We start from the raw sequence: 17,031 nt of genomic DNA on the forward strand, positions 1-17,031 counted from the left end.
GGTTCCGGACGCAGTGGAAAGGCGCGTCTGCGCAGGGGTTCCGCGGTTGACGCGCACCCCCCGTTCCGGTACATTTCCCAGCTGTACGGCGTCCGAAAGGTGCGCCATGACGGGCCTGTAGCTCAGCTGGGAGAGCACCTGGTTTGCAACCAGGGGGTCAGCGGTTCGAGCCCGCTCAGGTCCATGACCAGGTGAGCCATGATCGACCGGGCGGCCCGATGGGACCGCCCGGTTTCTTTTTCGATGTCCCGGACACCGACGATTCGTGCATAGATGACGGTCAGCAGCATACCGGTCGTGCGGGCTGTGCCTCGCGCGCTCGAGCATCTCGGCGGCGCGACCGTCATGGCGGGGCAGATCCTGCGGGTACTGCCGCGGCCGCGGCTGTACATGACGAGTGCGCTGCAGCAGGCCTACACACTGGGCATCCAGTCGCTGCCGCTCGTGCTGCTCATGGCGTTCCTCGGCGGTGCGGTCACTTCACAGCAGACGGGTGCGCAGTTCTCCGGGGGGCTGCCGCTCTGGGTGATCGGCAGTGTGCTCGCGGCGAGCATGCTGACGGAGCTCGGGCCGCTGCTGACCGGCATCGTGCTCACGGCGCGCGTTGGTGCATCGATCGCGGCCGAGCTGGCCACGATGAAGGTGACGGAGCAGGTCGACGCGCTGATCGCGATGGGGCGAGATCCTGTCGCATTCCTCGTCGTGCCGCGCGTTGTTGCAGGCGCACTCGTCTTTCCGCCGCTCGTCATGGTGGCGGACGCGATGGGCATGTTCGCCGGCTGGGGCATCGGGCTGCTCGCGGTGGATGGCCTGACCACGGCGGACATCGTCTACGGCGCCCGCTTCTACTTCCGCCCCTGGGCGCTCTGGTTCAGCGTGATCAAGGGCGGTGTATTCGGCATCGCGATCACGTTCATCGCGTGCTACGTCGGGCTGACCGGGCGCGGCGGCGCGGAGGGCGTGGGGCGCACGACGACGCTGGCCGTCGTGACGACGACGATCGTGCTCATGATCATCGACGTGCTGATGATTCCTGTGCTGAAGGCGTTCTGATGATCGAATTCCGCAACCTGCACAAGAGCTTCGGCGACCTGAAGGTGCTGGACGGCGTCGACCTGGTGGTGCAGGAAGGCGAGACGCTGGCGCTGCTCGGGCCGTCGGGAACGGGCAAGAGCGTGCTGATCAAGCACGCGATCGGGCTGCTGGAGCCGGACCAGGGCGATGTGCTGGTGGACGGCATCTCCATCGCGACGGCATCCCCGAAACAGCTTCGCAAGGTGCGGCGGGAGCTCGGCTACGTCTTCCAGAACGCGGCGCTGTTCGATTCGCTCACCGTCGCCGAGAACCTGCGCCTCGCACAGGAGGACGAGACCAGGCTCCGCGATCCGGGGGACTGCCGGCGCGAAGCCGCCGAGCTGCTGCGGCGCGTGAACCTGGACGAGAGTGTGCTCGACAAGTACCCGGCCGAGCTGTCAGGCGGGATGCGCAAGCGGGTCGGTGTCGCGCGCGCGATTGCGAGCCGGCCGAAGTACCTGCTCTGGGACGAGCCCACCACGGGTCTCGACCCGGTGAACGCGGACAACATCGACGATCTCATCATGGAGCTGAACAACACGCTCAACGTGACGAGCATCGTCGTGACGCACGACCTGGACACGGCGTTCGAGGTCGGCGATCGCATCGCGCTCCTGTACGAGGGGAAGATTCGCGCGAACGCGCCGCCGGACGAGATCCTGAAGAACACAGATCCGATCGTCGCCCGTTTCGTGCGACGTTCACGACTCGAGGCGGAAGTCGCCTGACGGATATTCATGGACAAGCGCAAGCGTAACATCATCGGACTGGGCGCACTCACGGCTGTCGCCCTCGTGCTCTTCGTCTGGGGCATGTACTTCCTGCTGGGCAATCCGATGTTCCGCGAAGGCATGGACCTGGTGGTCTGGCTGGACGACGGCGCCGGCCTGAAGCGGGGCGACCGCGTGCACATGCAGGGCGTCGAGATCGGCACCGTCCAGTCGATGGCGCTCAATCGCAATGGCGTCTTCGCGGGGCTGCGGCTGAACCAGGTGCTGGAGCTGCCCGAGGACACGCGCGCGACCGTCACCGGCGACGTCTTCGGCGCACACACCGTCGACCTGCTCCCGGGCAACGCCCCGGCGGCGCTGGAAAGCGGGGACACGATCCGGGGTGCGCCGGTGCCCGAGCTGCTCAGCATGGCGGGCACGCTGGGCGCACGGGCGGAGGGCGTGCTTTCGAGCATGGACGCGCTGCTGTCACCGCAGACGATCTCGGACCTGCAGGCAACCACCGAGGTGATGCCGGGCGCCGCACGCGAGCTGCAGGCGGCGTTCGTGGAGCTGCGTCGCGCCTCGGCAGCACTGTCGCGCAGCACGGCGAACCTCGAGGACGCGCAGGCAGGCGACCGCCTGGCCGCCGCGCTCGACGAAGTGCAGACGAGCGCGCGCGCGCTCACCACCGCCGCGGAGCGCATGCAGACGTCGCTCGAGAGCTTCGGCAGCATTGCCGGCAAGATCGACAGTGGCACCGGCACGCTCGGCATGCTCGTCAACGACAGCACGCTGTATTTCGAGATGAACAACACGCTGCGCGAGATCCGCGCGCTCGCGACGGACGTGCGTGAGCGGCCGACGCGCTACTTCAACGTGCGGGTGTTCTGAAGGCGCCGTCGCGCTGCTTCAACGTGCGGGTGTTCTGAGGGCGCCGACGCGCTGCTGCGACCCGCCTGTATTCAGCCGCCGTCGCGCTGCTTCGACCTGCGGGTGCTCCGCCCGCCGACGCGCGCGTTCCACACCCGCTTCTCCCGGGCGGCGGCGCTGCTGCCGCCCACTGTCCCGAAAAGCCGCTGGTAGCGCCCGCTTTTCCTCCCGATCGTGCGTGGGGCATGCCCTTTGCCCGCTTTCCCGCGCGGACAGGAGGAACGAGCATGATCACCGGAACGGAAGTCACCGCGATCCGACGCATCTCCGACGACAGGGCGAAGTGGCGCGTGCTCGTGGAAGCCTGGCCCGACGAGCCCGGGTACCGGGGACGCCTGGTGTTCGCACCGGACGGCGCGGACGCGCCGCTCGGCCCGCGTGAAGGTCCGCCCGCGTTGCGTGGTCGCACCCGGGAGGACGTGCTCACGCAGGCCTACGAGATGCCGGAGCAGCGACTGCGCGTGATGCTGCACTCGCTGGGCTGAGCGCGCGGCCCGGCGCCGCGGCGCAGGTCGTACCGGGGTGAGAACGGCGCCCCGACCCCGCTGTTGCATCCCGCTTTCCTCGAACGTTTTCCGGGTGTGTGGTGACGCCGGTTGTGGAGTTCCGGTCGTGTCGCCACGTTGCTGCAGGAGCAGGGCGACCGGTTCGGTTCTTGCGCTTCGATGGCACACGGCGGCGAGCCGCGCCGCCCGGAACGGAACCGTCCGCACCCAGCGGGCAGGGAGCGAGGCAGGTATGACGACGGGTCTCCGATTCATTCTCCTGGTGTTCGCAACGGTCGGCTTTGCCGGGACCGGTGCGTCGCTGGCGATCGCGCGGCAGCGCCAGCTCACCGACGGCGAGCGGGACCTCGGCATGGTGGGCGTTTCCGCCATGCTGTTCGTGTTCGGTGCGCTCTGCACGGCGGTCGGCGCGGGGCTCTCCGGGATTCTCGCGTTTGGCGGTGTGGTCCTGTGGGCCGCGTACGTGATTACGGCGGATCGGATCGGCATGTTCAAGGTTTCCGCGGCCGGTGTGGAGGAGCACACGCCGGCTGAGCCGCGGCAGACGACCTGAGCCGCCAGGACCGGAGGCAGCATTGCGGCCGCGCCCCCCAACGGGCGCGGCCGCTCGTTTTCCCGGATTCGCGCATCCGGGTTCCCGCGTTCGCCAGCGGCCACGGCGCCGCGCGGGCGTGGCCACACGCCGCTCCCGCTCGGTTGCTCCCCCTCTGCCGCGCCCCTAGTTTGCGCCGGCCGCGCAATCGCGGCGGATTCCCCTGCACCTGCTGGACATGGCGAACGGTTCCGAACTGATGGACAGGCTCGTGTCGCTCTGCAAGCGACGCGGTTTCATCTTCCAGTCTTCCGAGATCTACGGCGGCACGGGCTCCGTGTGGGATTACGGCCCGCTCGGCGTCGAGCTGCAGCGCAACGTGAAGGAGGCGTGGTGGCGCTCGATGGTGCACGAGCGTGACGACATCGAGGGGCTCGATGCCGCGATCCTGATGCATCCGCGCGTCTGGGAGGCGAGCGGTCACGTGTCGGGATTCACGGACCCGCTCATCGACTGCCGCACCTGCAAGGCGCGCTTCCGTGCGGATCACCTCGAAACCGCGCAGTGCCCGCGCAAGCCGAGCAAACGCCCGGGCGAGCACAGCGAGTGCGACCTCACCGAGCCGCGCCAGTTCAACCTCATGTTCAAGACGTTCATGGGGCCGGTCGAGGAGGACGCAGCGGTGATCTACCTGCGGCCGGAAACGGCGCAGGGCAGCTACGTCAACTTCCACAACGTCGTCACGTCGGCTCGCCAGCGCGTGCCGTTCGGCATTGCGCAGATCGGCAAGGCGTTCCGCAACGAGATCACGCCGGGCAACTTCATCTTCCGGACGCGCGAGTTCGAGCAGATGGAGATGCAGTTCTTCGTGGAGCCCGGCACCGACGACGAGTGGTACGAGTACTGGAAGGCGAAGCGGCTCGAGTGGGTGCAGTCGCTCGGCATCACGCCCTCGAAGCTGCGCTTCCACGAGCACGGCCCCGGCGAGCTGGCGCATTACGCCAAGACCGCGGTCGACATCGAGTACGAGTTCCCGTTCGGCTGGTCGGAGTTCGAGGGGGTACACAACCGCACCGACTTCGACCTGCGACGCCACCAGGAGTACTCCGGCAAGAAGATGGAGTACATCGACCCGGTGGACCGGAACAAGCGCTACATCCCGTACGTCGTCGAGACGGCGGTCGGCGTGGGGCGCGTGGTGCTGGCTGCGCTCGCTGACGCGTATGCCGAGGAGGATCTCGAAGGCGAGACGCGCGTCGTGATGCGGCTGCACCCGAGGCTCGCACCGACCAAGGTGGCAGTCATGCCGCTCGTCAAGAAGGACGGCATGCCGGAATTCGCCGAGGAGCTGAACCGCTCGCTGCGCTCCGCCGCGATCCCCACGTTCTACGATGACGCCGGCTCGATCGGCCGGCGCTACCGGCGGCAGGACGAGGCGGGCACGCCGTGGTGCGTGACGATCGACGGTCAGACGATGGAGGATCGCACGGTCACCGTGCGGCATCGCGATACGCTGCAGCAGGAGCGCATCGCCGCGGATCACCTGGTGGGCTGGGTGCGCGAGCGGCTCGTCTGACACCGCCGCGCATCCTCGATGTTCCGGCGCGCTCATCGCGCCGGCGGCCGCGTGAGCGGACCGACTGAGCAGCAACGCCCGATCATCACAACACGGGAGCTGTCGTGACGGAACGCAGCGTGAGCTTCTTCACGAGCCGCTTCGGCATGTTCGTGGCCATGCTCGGCATGGCCGTGGGCACCGGCAACATCTGGCGCTTCCCGCGCGTCGCGGCCTCCAACGGCGGCGGCTCCTTCCTCGTCGCATGGGTCGTCTTCCTGCTGCTCTGGTCCGTGCCGCTCATCCTGGTCGAGTTCGCCATGGGCAAGAAGGCACGCTCCGGCCCCGTTGCAGCATTCGGCAAGCTGGTCGGCCGGCGCTACACGTGGATGGGTGCGTGGGTCGCGTGGACCGCGATGGCGATCATGTTCTACTACGCCGTCGTGACCGGCTGGACGATCCGTTACGTCTGGGGCGCACTGGTCGGTGAGCTGGGCACACAGGCGCCGGGCGCGGTCTGGGAGAGCTTCGCGTACTCGCCCTGGGTCGTCGTCTTCCAGGGCATCGCGCTCGGGCTCGCCGTGTTCGTCGTGGCGCGCGGCGTGCGCGGCATCGAGGCCGCCACCAGGGTGCTCATCCCCAGCCTCTTCGTGCTCGTCGTCGTTCTCGCGATCCGCGCGGTCACGCTGCCAGGCGCGGACGCGGGACTGAACTTCCTGTTCACGCCGACGCTGGAGGGCCTGTCCGATGCGAACATCTGGCTGCAGGCGCTCACGCAGAACGCCTGGGACACCGGCGCCGGCTGGGGACTGATCCTCACGTACGCGGTCTACCTGCGAAAGCAGGAGGACACGGCACTGAACGCATTCATGCTCGGGTTCGGTAACAACACCGTGTCCCTGCTCGCCGGGATCATGGTGATCTGCACCGTGTTCTCGATCATGCCGGATGCGGCCAGCCAGATCGTCGGCGCCAGCAACGAGGGGCTCACGTTCATCTGGGTGCCACAGCTCTTTGCGCAGATGCCGGCCGGCCGCTTCTTCATGGTGCTGTTCTTCGTCGCGCTGTTCTTCGCGGCATGGACGAGCCTCATCTCCATGGTCGAGCTCGCGACGCGCGTGCTGCAGGACGCCGGCATCGAGCGCGGGCGCGCACTGCTGATGATCCTCGGCGTTGGTTTCGCGCTCGGCGTGCCATCCGCACTGAGCGAAGACGTATTCCTGAACCAGGACTTCGTCTGGGGCGTGGGGTTGATGGTGTCCGGACTCTTCTTCGCCGTGGCCGTGCTGAAGTACGGCGTGAAGCGCTTCCGTGAGACGCTGATCAACCACGAGTATTCCGACATCCGCATCGGCGCGTGGTTCGACGTCGTGATCCGCCTCGTGGTCGTGCAGGCGATCGTGCTCGTGGCGTGGTGGTTCTGGCAGGTGCGCGCCGAGAACATCTGGGGACCGTTCGGTGTCGCGAACATGGCACTGCAGTTCGCGCTCGCCATCGCGATCTTCCTGCTCTTCAACCGGCGGATCGCGAGTGCATCGGGGGTGTCGGAAGAAGAACCTTTGCTGGAAACGGCCGCAGGCGAGAGATGACTGCCCGCGGCGAACGAACCGGGTGTCGCGTGCAACAGACAGGGGGCGCACCGCCACCATGCGGAGCGCCCCCTCGTTCATGGCACGCGGGCGGAAGCGCAGCAGCGCAGCGCGTCCCGCGTGAGAATGTGGTCTACGCGCGCAGCTCCCGGCTGCGCAGCCCGTCCTCGGCCTCCTCGTAGCGGGCCGTCGCCCGCTCCATCAGTCCCACGCGCACGCCCTCGGGGTCACGGATGATCGCGATGCGTGCGTCGGCCATCTCGGTCGGCGGCAGCAGTGTCGAGGCACCGAGCCGCTCCGCTTTCTCGATGTAGCTCCGCAGGTCGTCCACCTGGACATAGAACAGCGCACCGCTCGGCCATGAGCCGTCGGTTTCCGCGATGCCGCCATTGATGCCATCGCCGGTGTCGACGCGCCGGTACGCGAGCGGCGATTCGTCGACGTGCCAGTCGAACATCTGACGGTAGAAGGTTTCGAGCCGGCGGGGATCGCGGGCGGTGATCTCCCAGTGGACGACGGGCTTACCCATGATGCACACTCCTGCTGCAGTGGGCGCAGCGGACCGTCCGCACGCTTGCGGTGCGGTCCGAGTGGACTCGGATACGGCGGGTGCGGGGTCGTGTGGCAATGACCCGCGGGGTACCCGTAACTTCACCCCGGTTCGCACTCGCTGCAAGGGACGCAAGCCTACCCTGTGTCGGGATTTCACTGATGGATTTCGAACCCTTCCGGAAACACGCAGAGGCCGCCTGGGCGCGCATACCGGACCGCTACAAGGCCGGTGTGGACGGATTGCTCGTTGAGCGAGAAGCGAAGCCGCACCCGGAGCGGCCGGAGGTATTCACCCTGGGGGAGTGCATCACGGAAAGCTACCCGTCGGAGTGGGGAGGCCCGGACACCACGCGTTCCTGGGTCGCACTGTACCATGGTTCCTTCCGCCACGTCGCCGCCGAGGATGACCACTTCGACTGGGACGAGGAGATCTGGGAAACGCTGACCCACGAGCTGCGCCACCACCTGGAGTCGCTGGCGGATTCCGACGAGCTGGGCGACGTGGATTACGCCGTGGACGAGAATTTCAAGCGGCGCGACGGAGAGCCGTTCGATCCCTGGTTCTACCGCGCCGGCGAGCCGGTCGGACCCGGGCTGTACCAGGTCGAGGACGAGATCTTCCAGGAGCACGCGTACCGCGAGCGGGCGCCGCACGTCGATGTAGAGTTCGACGGGCGCCGCTGGCGCGTGGACTGGCCGGCCGAGGACGCCGACGTCGTGTTCGTGGAGCTGGAGGAGGTGGCGGATCCGCCGCTGCTGTACACGCTGGTGCTCGCGCGCCAGGCGGGTGCCTGGCAGGCACTGCGCTCGCTCCTGGCGCGCCGCGCACCGACGATCGCCGAGGTGCCGGGCCGTGCCGACCCGCTCGGGTTGGACCGCCCGACCGGGAGCGGCTAACCTGTGCGCATGAGCACAGCCGATCGTCGTCCGACACCGTGGGCGCTCATCTTTGATGCGCCCTTCTTCCAGGAAGAGCATTTCCCCCGCATCGCGCAGGAGGAGGACGCGCGCGAGGAGGAGGGGCGCGTCGTGGACCCGGCCACGATGCTCGCGCTGCCAGCAGGCCGCGCGCTCCTCGAAGCCATTCTCCCTGACGACGTCCGGGGGCCGGCCGCGGCGCCGGGCCGCTCCGCCAGCGCTGCATCCGCGTTCGTGGTGGATCGCTATGCCGCGCTGCTCTTCGTCGCGTACCGCTTCTGGCGCGGCGGCGGAAAGGAGCACGCCTTCGACGAGGCGACGGTCCGCCCGCTGCTCGAAGCGGGCAGCGCACCGGCGGACTGGTCGCTGGCCGGGGTACCGGAGACCGGTTACGTGGTGCTGCCGCGCAACCTGGTCTGGTCGCGTGTCGAAGACGCTGCCCCGGCAGAGCCGCTGGACGGGTTCTTCTGGGTTCGTTCCGAGGGTGCGACGCCGCAGCTCGCGGTCGTTGCCGCGCTCGGCGTGCGCGCCGAGCGCGGAGGGTTCAGCGTCCTCGATGCAGCAGCACCGCTCCCGCCGGAAGGCCACTTCGCAGCGGACGCGCCGCCTGCGGGCGAGTTCGACAACTTCCTGCCGGGTGGCGAGCTGCAGAAGCTCTTCGGCGTGCGCACCTCGGAAGCGCTGATGCGGCTCGCCACGCTGCTGCTCTGGCAGCTTTCGCAGCGGCAGGATGGATAAGCACGCGCTCGCGCTCGCGCTGGAGGAGATCGCGACGCTGCTGCGCCTGCAGGGCGAGTCCAACCGGTTCCGCGCCCGCGCATTCGCGACGGCTGCGCGTGCCATCGAGAAGCTGGAGGCCGAGCCGCGTGCGCTGCTCGAGGACGACCAGCTCGAACAGGTGAACGGCCTCGGCCCGGCGACTGCCCGCACGGTGCGCGAGCTGCTCGAGACCGGAACGTCGCGCTACCTGGAGGAGCTGCGCACGCGCGTGCCGAGCGGCATGCGTGACCTGCTGGCTGTGCCCGGCCTCGGGCCGACCAAGGTGGAGGCGCTCCACGACCGGCTCGGCATCGACACGCTCGACGATCTCGAGGCGGCTGCGCGGGCCGGGCGCATCGCACAGGTTCGCGGTTTTGGTGAGCGGCTGCAGGCGCGCATCCTGGAAGGAATCGCGTTCGTGCGTGGCGCGAGCGGACGCCGGCGGTATGCGCAGGCGCTGATCACTGCGAACCGCCTGCTGGCGTTTCTGCGCGCACAGCCCGGCATCGAGCGGGCGGAGCTCGCCGGCGAGCTGCGACGTGGCCTGGAGACGGTCGATGGTGCCGACTTCGTCGTTGCCGGCCGCGCGGACACATGCGACGCCGTCATCGAGGCGTTTCTGGGCGTCGCGCCCCCGTCCATGGCGAAGCGCACGGCGGACGGCGCGGAGTCCGTGCTCGCGGACGGACTGCGGATGCGCGTGCGTTGCGTGCCCGAGGAGCGGTTCGCGACGGCGCTGCTCTTCGCGACCGGCAGTGACGCACACCTGCAGGCACTGCAGCAGCGCGCGGAAGGCATGCGGCTCGCGCTTTCTGCGGAGGGGCTGCACAGCTGCAGCCGGCGCGTTCCGGTTCATACCGAGCGCGACGTCTACCAGGCGCTCGACCTCGCCTGGGTACCGCCGGAGCTGCGCGAGGACGACGAGAGCCTTTCGCTCGCCGCGATGGATGCGCTGCCCTCGCTCGTCACATGGGAGGACCTGCGCGGCTGCTTTCACTGCCACACCGTCTACAGTGACGGCCGCGCGACGGTCGCGCAGATGGCGGAGGCCGCGCTCGAGCGCGGGTGGAGCTACCTCGGCATTGCGGACCACTCGCAGAACGCCGGCTATGCGGGCGGCCTGCGCGCGCAGGACCTGCGGCGCCAGCGCGCGGAGATCGATGCGTGGAACGCCCGCAACGGCTCGCGCCTGCGCCTTTTCGCCGGCATCGAGGCCGACATCCTGGCCGACGGCCGCATCGATCTCGGCGACGAACCCGGTGTCCTCGACGCGCTCGACTACGTGATCGGATCGGTGCACTCCAACTTCCGCATGAGCCGGGACGACATGACCAGGCGCATGCTGCGCGCGCTCGATGACCCGCGGCTCACGATCCTGGGACATGCGACCGGCCGGCTGCTGCTCAGCCGCGCGGGTTACGAGCTCGACATGGACGCGGTGCTGGAGAAGGCGGCGGAGCGCGGCGTCTCGGTCGAGATCAACTCCGACCCGCACCGTCTCGACCTGGACTGGCGACACTGGCCGGCCGCAAAGGCCCGCGGGGTGCCTGCGGCGATCAACCCGGACGCCCACGCGACGGAGCACCTCGATTATGTGCACTACGGCATCGTGATGGCGCGCAAGGGCGGGCTCGAGGCGACCGACGTGCTCAATACACGGACACTCGAAGACGTGCAGCAGGCGCTGCTGCGAAGGAAGGCATAAGTGGCGAAGAAGCAGATCGCGAAGAAGCAGTCAGCCAGGAAGTCTCCGCCCCGTCCGCGCTCCTGGCGCGAAAGCAAGGCCGCGCGCAGGGCGCGCGTAGAGGAAATTCTGAAGCGCCTGCACGCGGCATACCCGGACGCGAAGTGCTCGCTGGATTTCCGCAATCCGTACGAGCTGCTCGTCGCGACCATCCTGTCCGCGCAGTGCACCGACGAGCGGGTGAACATGGTCACGCCGGTTCTCTTCCGGCAGTACCCGGCTCCCGAGGACCTGGCCGGCGCGCGCCAGGAGGATGTCGAGGAGATCATCAAGTCGACCGGCTTCTTTCGCAACAAGGCGAAGAGCCTGCTCGGCATGGCCAACGCCGTGGTGGACCGGCACGATGGTCGCATCCCCGAGGAAATGGACGAGCTGGTGCGCCTGCCCGGTGTCGGTCGCAAGACGGCGAACGTGGTGCTCGGCAACGCGTTTCGCCGCAACGAGGGCGTGGTCGTCGATACGCACGTGACGCGCGTGTCGAACCGGCTCGGCCTGACGAAGAACACGGACGCGGTGAAGATCGAGAACGACCTGATCCCGCTCGTGCCGCGCGAGGAGTGGACCGACGTGTCGCACCTGTTCATCTACCATGGCCGCGCGATCTGCAAGGCCCCGACACCGCGCTGCGAGGAGTGCATGCTGACCGACATCTGCCCCAGCTCGCGCGTGTGAGCGCGTCGTGAGCACGGACTCAGCGGCGCGCAACGCGCTGGCCGGCGAGGCGAGCCCGTTCCTGCAGCATGGCGCCACGCAGCCCGTCGACTGGATGCCGTGGGGGAGGGAAGCGTTCGAGCGAGCGCGCGCCGAGGACCGGCCGGTCCTGCTCGACATCGGCGCCGTGTGGTGCCACTGGTGTCACGTCATGGACGCGGAGAGCTACGACGATCCGGAAACGGCAGCGCTGATCAACGAGCATTTCATCGCGATCAAGGTCGATCGCGACGAGCGGCCCGATGTCGATGCTCGCTACCAGCGTGCCGTGCAGCTCATGACGGGTCAGGGCGGCTGGCCGCTCACGGCGTTCCTCACTCCCGACGGTGACGTCTTCTACGGCGGCACCTACTTCCCGCCGCGCGACAGCCACGGCAGACCTTCCATGAAGCGCGTGCTCACGGAGCTGGCGCGCCTCTGGCGCGAGGACCGCCAGCGCGCGCTGGAATCGATGATGTCAGTGCGCGAGAACCTGGCGCGCGTCGCGGAAGCGGAGTCGCAGCCCGGCGAGCTGGATCCCGCAGTGCTCGAGCACACGCTCGAAGAGCTGGCACAGTCGTTCGATTTTCGAAACGGCGGCTTCGGCCGTGCGCCCAAGTTTCCGAACGCGCCCGCGCTGGAGCTGCTGCTCGATCACGCTGTCGAGAACGACATTGCCTGGGCGCAGCGCGTGGTGGTCGAGACGATGCACGCGATGGCGCGCGGCGGGATCTTCGACCAGCTCGGCGGCGGGTTTCACCGGTATGCGACGGACGCGCGCTGGCTCGTGCCGCACTTCGAGAAGATGGCCTACGACAATGGCCCGCTGCTGAGCGTGTACGCGCGCGCGGCCGAGGCGCTGTCGGACCCGGAGCTGCGCATGACGGCCGAAGGCATCATCGCGCACTACCTCGACGTGGCCCCCGTGCTGCGCGACGAGGGCGGCTTTCCGGCGTCGCAGGATGCCGACTACGGCTTCGACAACGACGGCGACTACTGGACGTGGACGCGTGAGGAGGTGCGCAACGCGCTCGGCGGAGACGAGCTGCTCGTGCGTGCGGCCGTCCTCGCGTACGGGCTCGACGACGCGGGCTCCAGCATGCACCTGGATCCGAGCCGTCACGTGCTCTTCCGCGCGGCGGATGCGGACGCAGTGGCGCGCACGCTGGAGATCGACGTCGCCGAAGCGAAGCAGACGCTGGAGGAGGTGCGTGGCCGGCTGAAGCAGGTGCGCGACGCGCGGCCGCGGCCGTTCGTCGACGAGACGCTGTATGCCGACTGGGTCTCGCTCGTGGCATCCGGGCACATCGCCGCGGCGCGCTGGATCGGCGACGATGACGCCGGTGCGGCTGCACTGCGCGCGCTCCACCGCGTGTTCGGCACGGGGTTCGACGATGGCATCGGGCTGCGCCACCGCGTGGGAGACACCGGATCCGGCCCGCTGCTGGACGACCAGGCGCACGGGCTGCTCGCCTGCCTCGACGCGTTCGAGTACACCCAGGACGCGCAGTGGCTGATGCGTGCCCGTGCGCTCGCGGACGTGCTGCTCGATCGGTTCCGCGATGAGCGGACCGGCGCGTTCCGCGACCGGCCGGCGGACGCCGCGGCAGATGTGGACGTGCTGGATCAGCCGGTGCTGCCCATCGCCGATTCACCGACTCCCGCCGGCAACTCGAGCGCGGCCCTCGCACTGCTGCGCCTGCACGCGCTGACGCAGGAGAAGCGCTATGCGGATGTCGCGCATGCCGCACTGCGTGCCTTTGCCGGTGCTGCGCAGCGACTCGGCGGCTCGGCCTCGACCTACGCGCGAGCTCTGGCCTGGGTCGTTCTGCCCGTGACCAGCGTGGTGATCGTCGACAGCGGCGATGCGCAGGGCGACGCCCTGTTCAGTGCAGCGCTGCGCTCGACACGACCGCGCACCGTGCTCCGCCGGATCCGGCCGGGTGAGGTCGAACCGGCAGCGCTGCCGCCGGAGCTGCGCGCAATGGTTACGGGTGAGGCGCCGCGAGCCTACGTCTGTGCCGGTCGTACGTGCGCGGCGCCCGTCAGCGAGCCGGCGGCGCTCATCGACGTGCTGCATACACTCCGCGGCTGAGTCACCGTTGCGCCCGCTGCGCGGGCGCCGCATGATCAGCAGCTCACGCATATCTCCCGAGAGGTCGCGATGCCGACACGCGAAGACGCACTCGCGCTGCTGCACGAGTGGGTGGACAATGAAGGGCTGATCAACCACATGAAGGCAGTGGAGGCCGCCGTGCGGCAGTACGCGCGCGAGCTGGGCGAAGACGAGGAGACCTGGGGACTCGCAGGGCTGCTGCACGATCTGGACTGGGAGAAGTACCCGGACGAGCACCCGCTCCGCGCCGTCGACGAGCTGCGTGCGCGCGGCTATCCCGAGGAAGTGCTGCAGGCGATCCTCGCACACCGCAGCGACTTCACCAGCGTGCAGCCCGAGTCGAAGCTGGACCGGGTGCTCGTGGCCTGCGATGAGCTGACGGGCCTGGTCAACGCAACCGCACTCGTGCGGCCGACCGGCATCGACGACCTGACGCCGAAGTCGGTGAAGAAGAAGATGAAGGACAAGGCCTTTGCCGCCGGCGTGGATCGCGAGGACGTGCGGCGCGGCGCGGAGCTGCTGGGCGTCGAGCTGGACGAGCACATCGCGAAGGTGATCGCGGCAATGCAGGAGATCGCGGAGGAGCTGGGGCTCCGGAAAAGTCCCGCCGCGGAGCAGTCACCAGGACCGATCTGACCACCCCTGCCCGGCAGCGCGACCCGGCGCTTCCAGGCGCCGGAGCTCGGCGGCCGCGTCAGGGCGGCGGCAGCGCCGGAACGCGATGTTGGACCCAGCAGCCTGCCCCAGCCCACCCGCTCCCACCGCCGTGCTCAGCCCACCCGCTCCCACGGGCTGCCCAGCCCACCCGTTCCAACGGCCGGTCCAGCCTGAACCGACGCCGGACTGACCTGATCACTCATCGCTGACCGCGCTGCTCGCCGCTCGCCCGGGGGTTCCGTGACAGCCCTTGCGCGCGTTGGGCGCCTCCCCGATCTTCGGTTGATAATGAGTCTCAACCTCAATCCAGGTACCATGATTCGTCGGAATATCTGCAGCATCGCCTGCGCCTGCGGCCTGATTGCGGCCGCACAGCCCGCCGGGGCGCAATCGAACGAGGTCACCATGTCGGGCACGGTTCGCACGGCGGAGGGATCGCCGGTGGCGGCCGCGTTCGTGTCCGTGTCCGGCGTGGCCGAGCGCAGTGCCGAGACGAACGCCGCCGGCGTGTTCCGCCTGCGTGTACCACCGGGGCAGTACACGTTGCGTATCGAGGCGGTGGGGTTTGGCGCGTCGACGCGCCCGGTGGACGTACCCGCGGCGGGGCTGCGGTTGGACGTCGTGCTCGAGGCGTCTGCCTACGCGCTTGCGCCGTTACAGGTGGTCGCTGCGACACGGACCGGCACCAGCGCGGCGACCCTGCCGATCAAGGTGGAAGTGATCGACAGAGCCGAGATCGGCGTGCAGCAGACGCTGAGCTCGAACCCGACGGAAATGCTGTCGAACCTGATCCCGAGTTTTTCGCCTGCGCGGCAGAAACTGAGCACGGCGGGCGAGAGCTTCCGGGGTCGGCGTCCGCTGTTCCTGATCGATGGTGTGCCGCAGTCGAATCCGCTCCGTGATGGGCGACGGGACGGGTTCACGATCGACACCGAGGTGATCGAGCGGGTGGAGGTCGTGTTCGGTGCGAACGCGATCCAGGGGCTGGGCGCGACCGGTGGCATCATCAACTATGTGACGGTGCGTCCGCCGCTGTCGGGAGCACTGGAGCAGAGAGCGTCGCTCGCAGCGACGAGCGGTGACGCGTGGGACGGCGATGGTCTCGGCTGGCGCGCGCACTATTCGGCGGCAAAGCGCGTTGGTGAGCTGGACGTGCTGGGCGCGGTCAGTTACGAGCAGCGAGGGCTGCAGTACGACGCCGAGGGTCGGCCGATCGGGGTGGACAACGTGCAGGGCGACGTGGCGGACTCGCGCGCCTACAACGTGCTTGGAAAGTTCGGGTGGCAGCCGGCCGCGGGGCAGCGCCTGCAATTGATGGTGAATGATTTCAGGCTGAAGCAGGACGGCAACTTCGAGACGGTGGCGGGCGACCGGTCGGCGGGCATCCCGGCGGTGGCGGTCGAGGGCAACCCCGAAGGCGTCGAGCCGATCAACGATGTCACGACGGTGGCGCTGGACTACGAGAACTCGGGATTTGCCGGCGGCTCGCTTTCGGCCAAGGCGTACTACCAGGACTTCGCCGCCCTGTATGGAGGTGGTCGTTTCGACAGCTTCCAGGATCCGGCCATCGCACCGGTGGGCGAGCTGTTCGACCAGTCGGAGAACAACTCGGAAAAGCTGGGAGCACGGCTTACGTATGCGCGCTCGCGCGTGGCGGACACGCGACTCGATGTGATTGCGGGATTCGACGTCCTGCGCGATCGCACGTATCAGCGGCTGGTGCACACGGACCGCAACTGGGTGCCCGAGACGAACTTCGTCAACTATGCACCCTTCGTGCAGCTGGATCTGCAGGCCCACGAGTGGGTGTCGCTCTCGGCTGGCGCGCGCTGGGAGATCGCGCAGCTCGACGTCGACGACTTCACGACGCTTGCGGGCAACCGCGACGACTTCCAGCGCATCGAGGTTGCGGGCGGCAGCCCCAGCTTCGACGAGCCGCTCTTCAATGTCGGTGCGGTGGTGACGCCGCTGCCGGAGCTGCGGGTCTACGGAACGCTGTCGCAGGCGTACACGATGCCGGATGTCGGTCGTGTGCTGCGTGGCGTTTCGGAACCGGGCACGGCGGTCGCTGATTTCCTCGCGCTGGAGCCGATCAAGACGGACAACCGCGAGGTCGGCGCAGCGCTGGGCAGCCGGATGGGCCGCATCGGTGTGACCTACTTCGAATCGGAGTCGGATTACGGCTACCGGCTCGTGCCCAACACGGATGGGATCTTCCAGGTGATGCGGGAGCCCACGCGCACGAGCGGCTGGGAGGCGAACGTCGGCGTCGATCCGCTCCGCCACCTTTCGCTCACGGCCGCATACTCGCGCCTGGACGGCAGCTACGACGGGGACGGTGACGGCGAGCTGGAATCCGACCTGGGCGCCGCCGACATCGGCCCGGACCGCCTCAACCTGACGGCGGACATCAACCGCAGCGGGCGCGTGCGCGGCCGGCTGCAGAGCTTCACGTACTTCGACGAGACGTTCCGCGACGGCACGGGCGCCGAGACCGCACGCTTCGACGGCTACACTACGCTGGACGGCTCGGTCGCGGCGGACGTCGGCATCTCCACGGTCACGCTGTCCGTCTCGAACCTGTTCGACGAACAGTACATCACGTACTTCGGGCAGGCCGCGACCAACCTCGCCGATCGCTACTTCGCCGGCCGTGGGCGGACGCTCACGCTGCGTGTGGACACGAGGTTCTGAGT

At 68.6% G+C, this 17,031-nt stretch carries 15 protein-coding genes and 1 tRNA gene; 15 read left to right on the forward strand and 1 reads right to left on the reverse strand.

All coding sequences use genetic code 11. The features are described 5' to 3' along the window. Nucleotides 1–111: 111 nt before the first annotated feature. From VFU06_13160 to VFU06_13195, 8 genes are all read left to right on the forward strand, one after another. Nucleotides 112–184, forward strand: a tRNA-Ala gene (locus VFU06_13160). 89 nt (nucleotides 185–273) lie between these two features. Continuing rightward, nucleotides 274–1,053, forward strand: coding sequence for an ABC transporter permease (locus tag VFU06_13165; GenBank protein HEU5210336.1), 780 nt, complete (start codon nucleotides 274–276; stop codon nucleotides 1,051–1,053). Continuing rightward, entirely contained in the window at nucleotides 1,053–1,802 is a 750-nt protein-coding gene (locus VFU06_13170; GenBank protein HEU5210337.1) for an ATP-binding cassette domain-containing protein, read from the forward strand. The genes VFU06_13165 and VFU06_13170 overlap by 1 nt, the downstream gene beginning before the upstream one ends. A 9-nt stretch (nucleotides 1,803–1,811) precedes the next feature. Next, entirely contained in the window at nucleotides 1,812–2,678 is an 867-nt protein-coding gene (locus VFU06_13175) for an MlaD family protein (protein HEU5210338.1), read from the forward strand. A 266-nt stretch (nucleotides 2,679–2,944) separates the two neighbouring features. Then, on the forward strand, nucleotides 2,945–3,202 hold the full coding sequence (locus VFU06_13180; GenBank protein HEU5210339.1) for a hypothetical protein: 258 nt from the start codon (nucleotides 2,945–2,947) through the stop codon (nucleotides 3,200–3,202). A gap of 253 nt (nucleotides 3,203–3,455) precedes the next feature. Further along, the gene (locus tag VFU06_13185; protein HEU5210340.1) at nucleotides 3,456–3,776 is read left to right on the forward strand and encodes a hypothetical protein; all 321 of its coding nucleotides are present in this window, start codon (nucleotides 3,456–3,458) and stop codon (nucleotides 3,774–3,776) included. A 238-nt stretch (nucleotides 3,777–4,014) separates the two neighbouring features. After that, nucleotides 4,015–5,331, forward strand: a complete 1,317-nt coding sequence (locus VFU06_13190; GenBank protein HEU5210341.1) for a glycine--tRNA ligase — start codon at nucleotides 4,015–4,017, stop codon at nucleotides 5,329–5,331. A 104-nt stretch (nucleotides 5,332–5,435) separates the two neighbouring features. Further along, entirely contained in the window at nucleotides 5,436–6,899 is a 1,464-nt protein-coding gene (locus tag VFU06_13195) for a sodium-dependent transporter (GenBank protein ID HEU5210342.1), read from the forward strand. Between the two features lie 133 nt (nucleotides 6,900–7,032). Here the strand turns inward: VFU06_13195 and VFU06_13200 are convergent, their stop codons facing one another. Beyond that, complete coding sequence (locus VFU06_13200) at nucleotides 7,033–7,428, reverse strand: VOC family protein (protein HEU5210343.1); 396 nt, start codon at nucleotides 7,426–7,428, stop codon at nucleotides 7,033–7,035. Nucleotides 7,429–7,610: 182 nt separating this feature from the next. Here VFU06_13200 and VFU06_13205 point away from each other — a divergent pair, with 182 nt between their 5' ends. From VFU06_13205 to VFU06_13235, 7 genes are all read left to right on the forward strand, one after another. Further along, the gene (locus tag VFU06_13205; protein HEU5210344.1) at nucleotides 7,611–8,348 is read left to right on the forward strand and encodes a metallopeptidase family protein; all 738 of its coding nucleotides are present in this window, start codon (nucleotides 7,611–7,613) and stop codon (nucleotides 8,346–8,348) included. A gap of 9 nt (nucleotides 8,349–8,357) precedes the next feature. Continuing rightward, nucleotides 8,358–9,107, forward strand: coding sequence for a hypothetical protein (locus VFU06_13210; GenBank protein ID HEU5210345.1), 750 nt, complete (start codon nucleotides 8,358–8,360; stop codon nucleotides 9,105–9,107). Further along, nucleotides 9,100–10,833 carry a helix-hairpin-helix domain-containing protein gene (locus VFU06_13215; GenBank protein ID HEU5210346.1) on the forward strand — a complete coding sequence of 578 codons (1,734 nt, stop codon included), beginning with the start codon at nucleotides 9,100–9,102 and terminating at the stop codon, nucleotides 10,831–10,833. The genes VFU06_13210 and VFU06_13215 overlap by 8 nt, the downstream gene beginning before the upstream one ends. Continuing rightward, the gene (gene nth / locus VFU06_13220) at nucleotides 10,834–11,544 is read left to right on the forward strand and encodes an endonuclease III (GenBank protein ID HEU5210347.1); all 711 of its coding nucleotides are present in this window, start codon (nucleotides 10,834–10,836) and stop codon (nucleotides 11,542–11,544) included. Between the two features lie 7 nt (nucleotides 11,545–11,551). Beyond that, nucleotides 11,552–13,657, forward strand: coding sequence for a thioredoxin domain-containing protein (locus VFU06_13225; protein HEU5210348.1), 2,106 nt, complete (start codon nucleotides 11,552–11,554; stop codon nucleotides 13,655–13,657). 69 nt (nucleotides 13,658–13,726) lie between these two features. Then, on the forward strand, nucleotides 13,727–14,314 hold the full coding sequence (locus VFU06_13230; GenBank protein ID HEU5210349.1) for an HD domain-containing protein: 588 nt from the start codon (nucleotides 13,727–13,729) through the stop codon (nucleotides 14,312–14,314). 426 nt (nucleotides 14,315–14,740) lie between these two features. Further along, nucleotides 14,741–17,029 carry a TonB-dependent receptor gene (locus VFU06_13235; GenBank protein HEU5210350.1) on the forward strand — a complete coding sequence of 763 codons (2,289 nt, stop codon included), beginning with the start codon at nucleotides 14,741–14,743 and terminating at the stop codon, nucleotides 17,027–17,029. The last annotated feature ends 2 nt before the right edge of the window (nucleotides 17,030–17,031 follow it).

The sequence above is a fragment of the Longimicrobiales bacterium genome, assembly GCA_035764935.1.
In the GTDB taxonomy this organism is placed as follows: Bacteria; Gemmatimonadota; Gemmatimonadetes; order Longimicrobiales; family RSA9; genus DASTYK01.